Here is a 12,766-nt window from a genome sequence, read left to right as displayed (position 1 = left end):
CGGAGGTGTCCCATCGCCACGGTCGCCGGTCACGGCAGTTCGACGGCCCAGGCACTTCACTTCGCCGAGTCTTTCGTCCCCGAGGATCTCGTGCTGCGCACGGCCCGCGCCCTCGCCCACGAGGTGGGGGTGGAAGCGGTCACGCCCGGCTCGGGCGCCGCGCTGCGGCTGCTCGCCGCCGCCGGCAACGCCCGGGCGGTGGTGGAGATCGGCACCGGCACCGGCGTGAGCGGCGTGTGGCTGCTGCGCGGCATGCGCCCGGACGGGGTGCTCACCACGATCGACGTCGAGGTCGAATACCAGCGCATCGCCCGACGGCTGTTCCAGGAGGCGGGCTTTCCGTCGGGGCGTACCCGGATCATCACCGGCCGGGCCCTCGACGTGCTGCCCCGGCTCGCGGACGGCGCCTACGACCTGGTCTTCGTGGACGCGGTCGCGACCGGCTTCGCCGCGTACGTGGACGCGGCGCTGCGGCTGCTGCGCCCCGGCGGGGTGCTCGCGCTCAACGGCGCGCTGGCGGCCGGCCGGATCAGCGACCCGGCCGCGCGCGACGTCGAGACGGTCACCGTGCGGGAGACGATCAAGGCGATCCGCGAGTCGGAGCAGTGGGTGCCCGCGCTGCTGCCGGTCGGCCCCGGCCTGCTCGCCGCCGTGAAGGCCTGACCCAGGCCCGACTCAGTCCAGCGTCGCCAGCCAGCGCAGCAGCCCGCGCACGCCCCAGCCGGTGGCGCCCTTGACCAGCTCGCCGTGCGTGTCGTCGGACCACGACGGCGCGGACATGTCCAGGTGCGCCCACCGGTCCCGCAGGTCGCCGGTGAACTCCCGCAGGAACAGCGCGGCCACCACCGAACCGGCGCCCTGCGCGGGCGAACTGTGCAGGTCGGCGACGTCACTGGCCAGGTATTCCAGGTAGTCGTCGGCGAGCGGCATCCGCCAGGCCCGCTCGCCGGCCGCGGTGATCGCGTCGAGCAGGCCGGCGGCGAGCCTGTCGTTCTCGCTGTAGAGCGCGGCGTGCCGCTTGCCCAGGGCGACCGCGTTCGCGCCGGTCAGCGTCGCCAGGTCGATCAGCAGGTCGGGCTTCAGCTCGCGGACGGCGTACGCCAGCGCGTCGGCGAGCACCAGCCGGCCCTCGGCGTCGGAGTTGGTGCTCTCGCTGGTCAGCCCGCCGTAGTGCCGGATCACGTCGCCGGGGCGGAACGCCGAGCCGCTGACCATGTTCTCGGCGAGCGGGGCGAGCGTGGTGATGCGTACCGGCAGGCGCAGCTCGGCGGCGCCGAGCGTCGCGGCGATCACCGCGGCGGCGCCGGCCATGTCCTTGCGCATCAGCCTCATGGCCGGCACCGGCTTGATCGAGATACCGCCGGTGTCGAACGTGATGCCCTTGCCCACGAGCACCACGTGGGTACGCGCGCCCTCGGGCCGCCAGTCCAGCTCCACCAGGCGCGGGCCGCTCGCGGATCCGCCGCCGACGGCCAGCAGACCGCCGAAGCCCTCGGCCGCCAGTTCCTCCGGGCCACGGACCCGCAGGTGCAGGCCGGGGTGTCCGGACGCGGCCTCGGCCACCTGCGCGGCGAACCACTCCGGGTTCTTGGTGGACGAGGGCATGTTGGTCAGGTCCCGGGCGAGCCGGGTCGTCTCGGCGGTGGCCCGGGCGGCGGCGAGCGTGCCGGCGAGCGCCTCCGGGTCGTCGACGAGCACCGCCACCTCGGCCAGGGCGGACCGGCCGCCGGCCTCGGTCAGGCGGAACCGGTACGAGCCGAGCAGCAGCCCTTCGGCCAGGCCGCGCAGTGCCGCCGTCGCCTCGCCGGGAAGCGCGATGGTGATCTGTGTCTCATCCTTCGCCGCGCGAGCCAGCGCCGCCCCGGCGGTACGCCAATCGCGCTCGTCGCCGTCGCCGACACCGAGGAGCCACAGCCGCGCCGGTGAGCCGCCGGGACGCAGGTGCTCCCGCACCTCACCTGCCGCGCCGGTGAGCCGGGTGGCGGGCAGCACGGCGGCGGCCTCGGCCCGCACGTCGTCGCCGATCGGCACGTCGGTCGACACCAGCCGGGCCGGGGAGTCCGCCGGGGCCGACGAGTCCGGGGAGTCCGACGAGCCCGGGGAATCCGGCCCTCCGGGGCGGACGGGCAGGACGAGAGCGTCGGGCCCCGCGGGCCCACTCACCAGACGAATGACCAGCACGCTGGACCGTACCTCCGAAAAGGGGTGAACAGGCACGTTTTATGGCGCACCCGTCGAGAAAGACCCTGAGCCACCGGGCAGCCCGGTGGCTCAGGGTAGGACGAACCGCCCGCGCGGCGGATGCCGTGCGGGACACTCCTCGAATCAGCCCGCGGCCGCCTTCAGCGCGTCACCGAGCGCGGTGGCCTCGTCGGGAGTCATCTCGACGACGAGCCGGCCACCACCCTCCAGCGGGACCCGCATGACGATGCCCCGGCCCTCCTTGGTGACTTCCAGCGGACCGTCGCCCGTCCGCGGCTTCATCGCCGCCATGTTGTCTCCCCTCAGACCTACACCAGGGTCGGTGAGTTGCCCCACAGCCACTTCGCCATCGCCATCCGCAACATCACGGAAGGCTCGACCAACGATTTTCCCTGATGAACACCGCCGGACCCAAACCGAAGCAGCATTGATGTAACAGCATCTAGCTTATCTTGGATAGGCCTGTCACAATGTGCGGTCATGCAGGCACGGTCGGCACTCTTCGACCTGTACGGCGACCACCTCCGGGCCCGGGGTGGCCGCGCACCGGTCGCCGCCCTGGTCAAGCTGCTCGCCCCGTTGGGGATCGCCCCACCGGCGGTACGCACCGCGGTCTCCCGGATGGTCCGCCAGGGCTGGCTGGAACCGCTCCGGCTCGCGTCCGGACCGGGATATTCGATCACCCCGAAGGCGGCTCGTCGACTCGACGAGGCGGCGTCCCGGATCTACCGGACCGGGCGGCACAGTTGGGACGGGCGGTTCGATCTCCTGGTGCTCACCGCGCCCGCCTCCCGACGGGACCGGCAGCGGCTCGCCGCCAACCTCTCCTTCCTCGGCTACGGCACGCTCGACGACTGCACCTGGGTGGCCACCCGCCCGGGGGAGGACGTCGACCTGCTGCTCGACGAGGCGGGCGTGCGCTTCGAGCGGTTCACCGCCGCGCACGCGGCGGGCACGCCCGGCGCGATGGGCGTGGTCCGCCGCGCCTGGGACCTGGCCGAGATCGGCCGGGCGTACGAACGCTTCGTCGCCGAGCAGAAGCCGCTGCTGTCCGGCATCACGGTGCGCAGCAACGACGAGGACGCCTACGCAGCCCGGTTCCGGCTCGTGCACGCATGGCGTACGTTCCTGTTCCGGGATCCGCAACTGCCCCCGGCACTGCTGCCCGAGCGCTGGCCGGGCACCAGCGCGGCCGCCTTCTTCGACCGGCACGCGGCCCGGCTCCGGCCGGCCGCCGACCGGTACGTCGAGCAGTGCCTCGACGCCAGCAACCGCCTCGCCCGACAGAAGGGTCGTTAGAACGTGACCGAGCCGCTGCTCGTCGACCGCACCGACGCCGTCGTCACCCTGACACTGAACCGCCCGAAGGCGATGAACTCGCTCGACGTGGCGCTCAAGGAGGCGCTCCGGGACACCCTGGCCGAGCTGGAGACCGACCGCTCCTGCCGGGCGGTCGTGCTCGCCGGCGCGGGCGGCTCGTTCAGCGCCGGGCAGGACCTGCGCGAGCACGTGCGGACGCTCGAAACCGCGGACGCCGACCCGCTGGGCACGGTCCGGACGCACTACAACCCGATCGCCGCCCGGCTGGCCAACCTCCCCAAGCCGGTGATCGCCGCGGTGCGCGGGATGGCCGCCGGGGCCGGCGCCTCGCTGGCGTTCCTCGCCGACTTCCGCATCGGCGGCCCGAAGACCCGGTTCCTGATGGCGTTCGCCGGGGTGGGGCTCGCCGCCGACACCGGCGCCTCCTGGACGCTGCCCCGGCTGGTCGGCCACGCCAAGGCCGTCGAGCTGCTGATGCTCGCCGAGCCGGTCGGCGCCGACGACGCCTGCCGGCTCGGCCTGCTGACGAAGCTGGTGGACGACGACGAGCAGGTGCTCCCGACCGCGCAGGAACTGGCCGCGCGACTCGCCGCCGGCCCGACCGTCGCGTACGGGGCGATCAAGCGCCAGCTCTCCATCGCCGACGCGGGCACGCTCGCCGACGCGCTGGCCGCCGAGGCGCAGGCGCAGGCGATCTGCGGCGCCACCGCCGACCACCGGGCCGCCACGAAGGCGTTCGTGGAGAAGCAGAAGCCGGTCTTCCAGGGCCGCTGACCGCGCCGGCCAGGCGGGCGGGTCAGTCGTCCTCTTCCGGATCCTGGTTGGCCTCGACGCCCAGCACGAACGCCTGCATGGCCAGCTCGTCGCCGTACGGCGAGACGAACGCCGGCAGCTCCCGCGGGCCCAACTCCTGCACGTAGGACCAGAAGATCCGCACCGCCTCGGCGCGCGACGCGGCCTCGATCGGCAGGTCGAGGCTGACCAGCCAGGTGCTGCGGGCCGGCGGCGGGCCGAGCCGGTCGACCAGCGACCGCCAGCGGGCCGGGTCGAGCGCCACGACCGGGCCGTCCGGCGCCGGGCCGTCGACCGGCACCGGCTCGTCGAGCACCCGCCGGGTGTACGTGACCACGAGCGGCCCGTCCACCGGGTCGGACAGCGGATCGTCCGGGTCCTCCCGGGTCCCGGACACCGCGGGCGCGACCCGGCCGAGCGCGACCAGGCGCAGCGGCTCGTCGACGAGCACCGCCACCTGGTCGCCGGGCCGGGGGCGGGCCGCCTCGGGCAGCCCGGTCAGCTCCAGCAGGTCGTGGTGCACCAGCCGCTCGGCCTCGAAGCGCTCGGCGGGCAGCAGCACCCCCCAGGCGCCGGTGGTGGTCGCACCGTCTGTCGTCCCGCTCGTACGCGGCTCGGTGTCGGTCATGCCCCAATCCCATCACGCCGGAGCGGGGCGCTCCGTCACACCCCGGCCCGGTCACCGCTCACGTGGCAGTCGGCCAGGTGGTCGTCGACCATCCCGGTGGCCTGCATCAGCGCGTAGGCGGTGGTGGGGCCGACGAACCGGAAGCCCCGCTTCTTGAGCGCCTTGGCCATCGCGACGGACTCCGGGCTGGTGGCCGGCACCTCGGCGAAGGACCGGGGACGGGCCGCCCGGGGCGGGGGCGCGAAGGACCAGAGCAGGGCGGAAAGACCCTCGGGCAGCTCCAACGCGGCCCGGGCGTTGGCGATCGCCGCCTCGATCTTGGCCCGGTTGCGGACGATCCCGGCGTCGGCCAGCAGCCGGGTCACGTCGGCTTCGCCGTATCGGGCCACCGACTCGATCCGGAACCCGTCGAAGGCGTGCCGGAACGCCTGCCGCTTGCGCAGGATGGTCAGCCAGGACAGGCCGGACTGGAACGCCTCCAGCGTGAGCCGCTCATAGAGCGCGTCGTCGCCGCGCAGCGGCCGGCCCCACTCCTCGTCGTGGTAAAAGGCGTAGTCGGGGGTGCTCGCCCCCCACGCGCAGCGCGGCAGCCCGTCGGCGCCGGTCACCAGGTCAGTCACGCCGTCCACGGTAGGTCAGCCCACCGACAGACCGGCTCAGGGCAGGCGGCCCTGCTCGACAAGCCGGGCGAACTTCTTCAGCGCCTGGGTGAGACTGAACTTCGAGCCGGGCCAGAGCACCGGCCAGGCGACCCGGCCGGCCGGCCCGCCCGGCAGGTGGAACCACTCGTGCCAGATCACCTGCGTACGGTCGCGGTCCATCGGGGTGCAGCGCAGCACGCCGGGCCCGCGCAGCAGCCTGCCGCAGTGCACCACGCCGACCTCGTACGGCGCGTCGACCCGGACCACCCGCATCTCGTCGCGGAGCACGGCCGGGCCGAGCGTGGTGACCGCCTCGACCAGGCTGCCCTCGCCGCCGTCGCCCTCGACCACCCGGACCCGGGTCAGCGGGATCCAGTCCGACTGCCGCTCCCACGCGGTGAGCGCGGCGAACACCCGCTCGGCCGGCGCCTCGACGATCACCGTGGCGGTGACCTCGGCGGCGCCGCGCCGGGACGCCTCGGTGAAGTCGTCCGCCGGTCGGCCGGCGCCGGTCACGCCGACTCCGAGCGGACCACCGAACCGCGCTCCCGGTCGCCGTCGGCCGGACCCGCGGCGCTCCCGCCCGCCGGGGAGACGGTGTCCTCGGTGGCCGCGGCGGCCGGGGCCTCCGCCACGCCCGCCTCGGCCGGTGCGCGTCCCGACTGCCCGTCGGCGTCGGTCCGGGCCGGCGGCTCCGGCGCGGACAGGTCGATCATCACCGGCTCCGGGGCGGACGGGCCGGGCGCCGGCTCGGTCTCGGGGCGGGTCGCGGCGGCCTCCTCGCGCGCCTGGCGCAGCGCGTCGGCGTCCTCGGTACGCCCGTCCCGCAGGGCCGCGTTCTCCGCCTCCAGGACGCCGATCAGCTCGGCCTTGTAGCCGATGTCGTACGCCGCCCGGCGCAGTGCCGCGTCGACCTGGCTCATCCGGTAACCGCGCAGCGCCGTGTCGAAGCGGACGCCTGACACGTCCGACTCGTCGAGCGGACGGCTGCCGGGCAGTGGCACGGCCCGACCGTCCGGCTCGGCCGGCGTGAGGCCCGGATCCTTGCCGGAGACCAGCACAGTCACCCCGAACACCACAGCCGCGACGGTCAGCGCGACGACCAAGAGGAGCAAAACCTCACCCATGCAGAGATCGTGGCATGCGGGGCGGGATCGGGCGAGCCCTCTGAGGCGTCCAGTCCGCGAATGCGGCCGCCTCGCGGTACCGGCACGGGTGGCGCGGGCGGGACCGGATAGCGTCGGACCGGCCGGTGCGGTCCGGCGGCGAGGAGGCGGGGATGACCGGGGCGTTGCGGCTGGGCGGACGGACGTTCGGCCCCGGTGAGCTGGTGGTGATGGCGATCGTCAACCGCACGCCGGACTCGTTCTTCGACCGGGGCGCCACCTTCGCCCAGGACAGCGCGCTGCGCGCGGTGGAACGCGCGGTGGACGAGGGCGCGGAGATCATCGACATCGGCGGGGTGAAGGCCGGGCCGGGCGACGAGGTGGACGTGACCGAGGAGATCCGGCGGACGGTCGACACCATCGCCGCGGTCCGGTCCGCCTTCCCCGAGGTGGTCGTCTCCATCGACACCTGGCGTGCCGAGGTGGCGGTGGAGGCGGTCGCGGCCGGCGCGGACCTGCTCAACGACACCTGGTCGGGGGCGGACCCGGCGCTGGCCCGGGTCGCCGCGGCGACCGGCGCCGGGCTGGTCTGCTCGCACGCGGGCGGGCTCGCCCCGCGTACCCGGCCGCACCGGGCCGCCTTCGACGACGTGGTGGCCGACGTGCTCGGCACTGTGACCGGCCTGGCCGAACGCGCGGTCGGCCTGGGTGTGCGCCGGGACGGCATCCTGATCGATCCGGCGCACGACTTCGGCAAGAACACCCGGCACTCGTTGGAGATCACCCGGCGGCTGGCGGAGCTGACCGGCACGGGCTGGCCGCTGCTGGTGGCCCTGTCGAACAAGGACTTCATCGGCGAGACGCTCGACCTGCCGGTGCCCGAGCGGCTGGAGGGGACGCTCGCCGCCACAGCGGTCTCGGCCTGGCTCGGCGCCCGGGTGTTCCGTGCCCACCAGGTCCGCGAGACCCGTCGCGTGCTGGACATGGTGGCGTCGATCCGGGGCGACCGGCCGCCGGCGGCGACCCGGCGCGGGCTGGCCTAGCGGGCCGGGTCCGGGGCCGGCCCGCCGGTCAGGTCCAGCGCAGGACGCCGCGCCGCCACGCGTAGAGGATGCCGAGCGCGACGATCGCCACGAAGACGCCCATCTCCACGACCGTGGTGGCGCCGAAGCCGGGCCGGTCGAAGACCAGCGCCCAGGGGAACAGGAAGACCGCCTCGACCGCGAAGAGCACGTAGAGGTATGCGTAGACGTAGTACCTGATCTGCATCTGCGCCCAGTCGCCGCCGACCGGGTCGATGCCGCACTCGTACGTGGCCCGCTTGCCCCACGGCTCGGCCGGCCGGCTCGGACGTAACACCCGGTTCGCCGAGAACGCCGTCACGAAGAAGAGCACGGCGGCGAGCAGCAGCAGACCGAGCGTGGCGTACGAGCCCAGGTATCCGGTCACGAGCGGAGCGTACCGGTTTCGTCCAGATGCCCCGGACACGTTACGAATTTGTTTCCTGGCAGGACTAGTGCCCGATGGCAAGTGTCACCGAATAATGGGATTCCCTTGATCGTCCGGAGGACAGATGCCCCGCCCCAGCGTTGCGCCCGATCGGCGGGCCGCGTTCCGCCGTACCCTCGCGGTGCTTGCGCCCGCGCTCGTCGCGGCGATGGTGGCGGTGGCACCGGCCGGAGCGCTCGCCCACCCGGGTCCGGCCGCCGCGCTCCGGGTGGTCGAGCCGGTCGAGCCGGGCGGCGATCCCGGCGGCGAACCGAGCGACCCGGCGCCCACCGGCGAGCCGGAGACCACGGCGACGGCCCCGCCGCCCACCGAGGCGCCGCCGCCACCGACCACGCCCCCGGCGCCGGTCCCGACCTCGCCGGCCGCGCCGCCGACGAGCGCGCCCGCCGATCCGGCGCCGAGCACCGCCGCGCCGGCCACCACGGCGCCGGCGCCGCCGCCCGTGGCGCCGCCGGTCAAGCCCCCACCGCCCCCTCCGGCGCAGCCGGCCGGCGGCCCCCTGGGGGTACGCGTGAACACCGGCGACGTGGTCCTGCCGCCGGCCTACTGGAACGCCGACGCCACGGTGGCCGAGCTGCGGGTGACGGTGACCAACACCGGCGGGCGGGCGGAGCGGATCAGCCTGGGCTACACGCTGCCGCCCGGGCTGTCCGACGCGGGCACCCCGGGCTGTGAGCCGGCCGGTGGCGGCAACCACCGCTGCGTCGGGTGGGACGCGGAGCCGGGCGCCCGGTTCAGCGCGACCATCCGGGTCCGGGTCGACGGCGACGCCTGGCGGACCATGCCCCTGGCCGGGTCGGTCCAGGTCACCGCCGTCGCGCCCGGGGTCAGCGGCGCGGCGTACGACGACGAGGGCTTCGCCGTGCTCTTCCCGCCCGGGCCGCCGGTACCCGGCATCTCGCTGCTCGCCGAGGAGGTGCTGTTCGACATCAGCGGCGCTCCCGCGACCCTCACCGTCCGGCTCGGCAACACCGGCCAGGTCGACGCGGTCGGCCGGATCGACGTTCTCCTGCCCGCCGGGGTGACCGTCGCCGGCGACGAGCCCGGCTGTGGCCCGGTCTCGGCCGACCGGACCCGCTGCGATCTGGGCGTGCTGGCGGCGGGGCGGACCGGCGGCGTACGGCTGACGCTCGCCGCCTCGGCGGAGGCCCAGCGGCTGGCACCGCTGTCCGGCGCGGTGATCGGCCGGCTCGACCCGCGCAGCGGGCGGGACCGGCAGGTGCAGATGAGCTTCCGGATCAGCGCCGCCGCGGCGGACGCCACGCCGCCGGTCGCCGCGCCGGCCCCGACCGGCTCGCAGGGCGTGCTCGCCGCCGCCGGCGAACGGAACGGTGACGACACCTCGGTCCGGGGGGCCGCCATCGCGTTGATCGCCGTGTCCGGTCTCCTGGTCGTGCTCGCGCTGACTCTGGCGACCCGCTCGCTGCGCCGCCGCAGCGACATCACCGCACCGGAGCGGCCCGTCACCGACAGGTGATCATGGATGTGTGGTGATCTGGGTTACGGACCCAGGTACTAAACGCTGCAAAGCAGGGCATACAGCAGCCCGTTCCAGTCCCATACGTCGGACCTGGGCCAAGGTGGCCCTAACGTGGCGACGTAGGCTCTGACGTGAGAATCCGAGCGGGCCGGGCCGGCGAGGGTGACGGCGCTCAGTTAAGCGAGGTGCGGGTGTGACCAAGCAGATCCGTCAACTGGACCGGGTGGTGATCCGGTTCGCCGGTGACTCCGGCGACGGCATGCAGCTCACCGGCGACCGGTTCACCTCGGAGACGGCGCAGTTGGGCAACGACATCTCCACGTTGCCGAACTTCCCCGCCGAGATCCGCGCTCCCGCCGGCACCCTGCCCGGCGTGTCGAGCTTCCAGGTGCACTTCGCCGACTACGACATCTTGACCCCTGGTGACGCGCCGAACGTGCTGGTGGCGATGAACCCGGCGGCGCTGAAGGCCAACCTGGCCGACCTGCCGCGCGGGGCGGACATCATCGTCAACACCGACGAGTTCACTCGGCGCAACCTGGCCAAGGTCGGCTACGCCGCGAGTCCGCTCGACGACGACTCGCTCGCCGGATACGCGGTGCACCCGGTGGCGCTCACCTCGATGACCGTCGGCGCGCTGGCCGAGCACGACGTGTCCAAGAAGGACGCCGAGCGGGCCAAGAACATGTTCGCGCTCGGGCTGCTGAGCTGGATGTACTCCCGCCCGTACGAGTCGACCCTGCGGTTCCTGGAGCGCAAGTTCGCCAAGCGACCCGAGCTGGTGGCGGCGAACGTGGCCGCGTTCCGGGCCGGCTGGAACTTCGGCGAGACCACCGAGGACTTCTCCGTCCGGTACGAGGTCAAGCCGGCCCGGATGCTGCCGGGCACCTACCGCAACATCACCGGCAACGCGGCGCTGTCGCTGGGCCTGGTGGCCGCCGGGGTGCGCTCCGGGCTGCCGGTGTTCCTCGGCGCGTACCCGATCACGCCGGCCTCGGACATCCTGCACGAGCTGAGCAAGCACAAGAAGCTCGGCGTGGTCACCATGCAGGCCGAGGACGAGATCGCCGCGGTCGGTGCGGCGCTCGGCGCGTCGTACGGCGGTTCGCTCGGCGTGACCACCACCAGCGGTCCGGGCGTGGCGCTCAAGAGCGAGACGATCTCACTGGCGGTGGCGCTGGAGCTGCCCCTGGTCATCGTCGACGTGCAGCGGGCCGGGCCGTCCACCGGCATGCCCACCAAGACCGAGCAGGCCGACCTGAACATGGCCCTGCACGGCCGACACGGTGAGGCGCCGGTCGCGGTGATCGCGCCGAAGTCCCCGTCGGACTGCTTCCACGCGGCGCTGGAGGCGGCCCGGATCGCGCTCACCTACCGCACCCCGGTCATTCTGCTCTCCGACAACTACGTCGCCAACGGCTCCGAGCCGTGGCTGCTGCCGGACGTGGAGTCGCTGCCCGACCTGCGGGTCGAGTTCGCCACGAAGCCCAACGGCGAGGACGGCACCACCTTCCTGCCCTACCTGCGCGACCCGCAGACGCTGGCCCGCCCGTGGGCGGTGCCCGGGACGCCCGGCCTGGAGCACCGGATCGGCGGCCTGGAGAAGGCCGACAAGACCGGCGACATCTCGTACGACCCGGCCAACCACGACTTCATGGTGCGGACCCGGGCGGCCCGCATCGAGACCATCCCGGTGCCGGACGTCGAGGTGGAGGACCCGGACGGCGGCGCCCGGGTGCTGGTGCTGGGCTGGGGCTCGACGTACGGGCCGATCGGCGCGGCCTGCCGTGGCCTGCGTCAGCGCGGGCTCTCGGTGGCCCAGGCGCACCTGCGGCACCTGGCCCCGATGCCGGCGAACCTCGGCGAGGTGCTGCGCCGCTACGACAGGGTGGTCGTGCCGGAGATGAACCTCGGCCAGCTCGCCCACGTGATCCGGGCGAAGTACCTGGTCGACGCGATCGGCTACAACCAGGTCCGCGGCCTGCCGTTCACCGCCGCCGAGCTGGAGACGATGCTGGAAGAGGTCCTGAAGAATGTCTGAGCCCGTCGCCCTCAAGCTCACCGCCAAGGACTTCAAGTCCGACCAGGAGGTGCGCTGGTGCCCCGGTTGCGGCGACTACGCCATCCTGGCCGCCGTGCAGGGCTTCATGCCGGAGCTGAACATCCCCCGGGAGAACATCGTCTTCGTCTCGGGCATCGGCTGCTCGTCGCGCTTCCCGTACTACATGAACACGTACGGCATGCACTCGATCCACGGCCGCGCCCCGGCGATCGCCACCGGCCTGTCGGTGTCCCGGCCGGACCTGTCGGTCTGGGTGGTCACCGGTGACGGCGACGCGCTCTCCATCGGCGGCAACCACCTGATCCACGCGCTGCGCCGCAACGTGAACCTGAAGATCCTGCTGTTCAACAACCGGATCTACGGGCTCACGAAGGGCCAGTACTCGCCGACCTCCGAGGTCGGCAAGATCACCAAGTCGACGCCTGCCGGCTCGGCGGACGCGCCGTTCAACCCGCTGTCGTTGGCGCTCGGCGCCGAGGCCACGTTCGTGGCCCGGACGATCGACTCGGACCGCAAGCACCTCCAGTCGGTGCTGCGGGCCGCCGCCCAGCACGAGGGCTCCGCGTTCGTGGAGATCTACCAGAACTGCAACATCTTCAACGACGGCGCGTTCGACCCGTTGAAGGAGCCGGCCACCCGCGACGACTTCCTGATCCGGCTGGAGCACGGGCAGCCGATCACGTTCGGCAAGGACGGGCAGTTCTGCGTGGTCCACCCGCCGGGCGGCTTCGGCCTGGAGGTGCGGGAGACCGCGAACACGCCGGCCGAGCAGATCGTCGTGCACGATGCCACGGTGGCCGACCCGGCGTACGCGTTCGCGCTGTCCCGGCTGCCCGGCCTGGACCTGAGCAACACCCCGATCGGGGTGTTCCGGTCGGTCGACCGCCCCTCCTACGACAGCGTGGTGCAGGAGCAGGTCGCGGCGGCCAGGGCCAGCGTCGACCAGACCCCGGAGCAGCAGCTCGGCGCGCTGCTCGGCAGCGGCGACACCTGGACGATCCTCTGATCCGCCGCTGAATCCGTCAC

At 73.6% G+C, this 12,766-nt stretch carries 14 protein-coding genes; 7 read left to right on the top strand and 7 right to left on the bottom strand.

Annotation, left to right across the window (positions count from 1 at the left end; translation table 11 throughout):
* Positions 1 to 90: 90 nt before the first annotated feature.
* On the top strand, positions 91 to 663 hold the full coding sequence (locus ACFYON_RS12515; RefSeq protein WP_354864555.1) for an O-methyltransferase: 573 nt from the start codon (positions 91 to 93) through the stop codon (positions 661 to 663).
* Between the two features lie 12 nt (positions 664 to 675).
* Here the strand turns inward: ACFYON_RS12515 and ACFYON_RS12510 are convergent, their stop codons facing one another.
* Both ACFYON_RS12510 and ACFYON_RS12505 read right to left on the bottom strand, forming a co-directional pair.
* Complete coding sequence (locus ACFYON_RS12510; RefSeq protein WP_354864553.1) at positions 676 to 2,181, bottom strand: leucyl aminopeptidase family protein; 1,506 nt, start codon at positions 2,179 to 2,181, stop codon at positions 676 to 678.
* A 144-nt stretch (positions 2,182 to 2,325) separates the two neighbouring features.
* The gene (locus ACFYON_RS12505) at positions 2,326 to 2,493 is read right to left on the bottom strand and encodes a DUF3117 domain-containing protein (protein ID WP_013283866.1); all 168 of its coding nucleotides are present in this window, start codon (positions 2,491 to 2,493) and stop codon (positions 2,326 to 2,328) included.
* Positions 2,494 to 2,682: 189 nt separating this feature from the next.
* Between ACFYON_RS12505 and ACFYON_RS12500 the strand changes: the two genes are divergently transcribed.
* Both ACFYON_RS12500 and ACFYON_RS12495 read left to right on the top strand, forming a co-directional pair.
* On the top strand, positions 2,683 to 3,501 hold the full coding sequence (locus ACFYON_RS12500) for a PaaX family transcriptional regulator C-terminal domain-containing protein (RefSeq protein WP_354864550.1): 819 nt from the start codon (positions 2,683 to 2,685) through the stop codon (positions 3,499 to 3,501).
* Between the two features lie 3 nt (positions 3,502 to 3,504).
* Entirely contained in the window at positions 3,505 to 4,296 is a 792-nt protein-coding gene (locus ACFYON_RS12495; RefSeq protein ID WP_354864548.1) for an enoyl-CoA hydratase-related protein, read from the top strand.
* 22 nt (positions 4,297 to 4,318) lie between these two features.
* On the opposite strand, the gene ACFYON_RS12490 is transcribed toward ACFYON_RS12495, so the two are convergent.
* The 4 genes from ACFYON_RS12490 to ACFYON_RS12475 are packed head-to-tail and all read right to left on the bottom strand — an operon-like array spanning position 4,319 to position 6,710.
* Positions 4,319 to 4,942 carry a hypothetical protein gene (locus ACFYON_RS12490; RefSeq protein WP_354864546.1) on the bottom strand — a complete coding sequence of 208 codons (624 nt, stop codon included), beginning with the start codon at positions 4,940 to 4,942 and terminating at the stop codon, positions 4,319 to 4,321.
* 35 nt (positions 4,943 to 4,977) lie between these two features.
* The gene (locus tag ACFYON_RS12485; RefSeq protein WP_354864544.1) at positions 4,978 to 5,562 is read right to left on the bottom strand and encodes a DNA-3-methyladenine glycosylase I; all 585 of its coding nucleotides are present in this window, start codon (positions 5,560 to 5,562) and stop codon (positions 4,978 to 4,980) included.
* 36 nt (positions 5,563 to 5,598) lie between these two features.
* Positions 5,599 to 6,099 carry an SRPBCC family protein gene (locus tag ACFYON_RS12480; protein ID WP_354864543.1) on the bottom strand — a complete coding sequence of 167 codons (501 nt, stop codon included), beginning with the start codon at positions 6,097 to 6,099 and terminating at the stop codon, positions 5,599 to 5,601.
* Positions 6,096 to 6,710 carry a DivIVA domain-containing protein gene (locus ACFYON_RS12475; RefSeq protein ID WP_354864541.1) on the bottom strand — a complete coding sequence of 205 codons (615 nt, stop codon included), beginning with the start codon at positions 6,708 to 6,710 and terminating at the stop codon, positions 6,096 to 6,098. The genes ACFYON_RS12480 and ACFYON_RS12475 overlap by 4 nt, the downstream gene beginning before the upstream one ends.
* Before the next feature lie 152 nt (positions 6,711 to 6,862).
* Between ACFYON_RS12475 and folP the strand changes: the two genes are divergently transcribed.
* Positions 6,863 to 7,732, top strand: coding sequence for a dihydropteroate synthase (gene folP / locus ACFYON_RS12470; RefSeq protein WP_354864539.1), 870 nt, complete (start codon positions 6,863 to 6,865; stop codon positions 7,730 to 7,732).
* A 28-nt stretch (positions 7,733 to 7,760) separates the two neighbouring features.
* On the opposite strand, the gene ACFYON_RS12465 is transcribed toward folP, so the two are convergent.
* Entirely contained in the window at positions 7,761 to 8,138 is a 378-nt protein-coding gene (locus ACFYON_RS12465) for an NADH-quinone oxidoreductase subunit A (RefSeq protein WP_030501070.1), read from the bottom strand.
* A 124-nt stretch (positions 8,139 to 8,262) separates the two neighbouring features.
* Here ACFYON_RS12465 and ACFYON_RS12460 point away from each other — a divergent pair, with 124 nt between their 5' ends.
* The 3 genes from ACFYON_RS12460 to ACFYON_RS12450 all read left to right on the top strand — a co-directional run bounded on the left by ACFYON_RS12460 (position 8,263) and on the right by ACFYON_RS12450 (position 12,746).
* Complete coding sequence (locus tag ACFYON_RS12460) at positions 8,263 to 9,675, top strand: hypothetical protein (protein ID WP_354864537.1); 1,413 nt, start codon at positions 8,263 to 8,265, stop codon at positions 9,673 to 9,675.
* Positions 9,676 to 9,871: 196 nt separating this feature from the next.
* Complete coding sequence (locus tag ACFYON_RS12455) at positions 9,872 to 11,719, top strand: 2-oxoacid:acceptor oxidoreductase subunit alpha (RefSeq protein ID WP_355094561.1); 1,848 nt, start codon at positions 9,872 to 9,874, stop codon at positions 11,717 to 11,719.
* Positions 11,712 to 12,746, top strand: coding sequence for a 2-oxoacid:ferredoxin oxidoreductase subunit beta (locus ACFYON_RS12450; RefSeq protein ID WP_355094563.1), 1,035 nt, complete (start codon positions 11,712 to 11,714; stop codon positions 12,744 to 12,746). The genes ACFYON_RS12455 and ACFYON_RS12450 overlap by 8 nt, the downstream gene beginning before the upstream one ends.
* The last annotated feature ends 20 nt before the right edge of the window (positions 12,747 to 12,766 follow it).

Source organism: Micromonospora sp. NPDC005686 (assembly GCF_042871665.1).
GTDB lineage: Bacteria > Actinomycetota > Actinomycetes > Mycobacteriales > Micromonosporaceae > Micromonospora.
This window is presented reverse-complemented; position numbering and strand designations above follow the sequence as displayed.

What these genes read in the sequence shown, in the direction of transcription:
- ACFYON_RS12490 (WP_354864546.1), bottom strand. Translation starts at nt 4,942, where the DNA reads ATGACCGACACCGAGCCGCGTACGAGCGGGACGACAGACGGTGCGACC.
- ACFYON_RS12460 (WP_354864537.1), top strand. Translation starts at nt 8,263, where the DNA reads ATGCCCCGCCCCAGCGTTGCGCCCGATCGGCGGGCCGCGTTCCGCCGT.
- ACFYON_RS12475 (WP_354864541.1), bottom strand. Translation starts at nt 6,710, where the DNA reads ATGGGTGAGGTTTTGCTCCTCTTGGTCGTCGCGCTGACCGTCGCGGCT.
- ACFYON_RS12500 (WP_354864550.1), top strand. Translation starts at nt 2,683, where the DNA reads ATGCAGGCACGGTCGGCACTCTTCGACCTGTACGGCGACCACCTCCGG.
- ACFYON_RS12505 (WP_013283866.1), bottom strand. Translation starts at nt 2,493, where the DNA reads ATGGCGGCGATGAAGCCGCGGACGGGCGACGGTCCGCTGGAAGTCACC.
- ACFYON_RS12450 (WP_355094563.1), top strand. Translation starts at nt 11,712, where the DNA reads ATGTCTGAGCCCGTCGCCCTCAAGCTCACCGCCAAGGACTTCAAGTCC.
- folP (WP_354864539.1), top strand. Translation starts at nt 6,863, where the DNA reads ATGACCGGGGCGTTGCGGCTGGGCGGACGGACGTTCGGCCCCGGTGAG.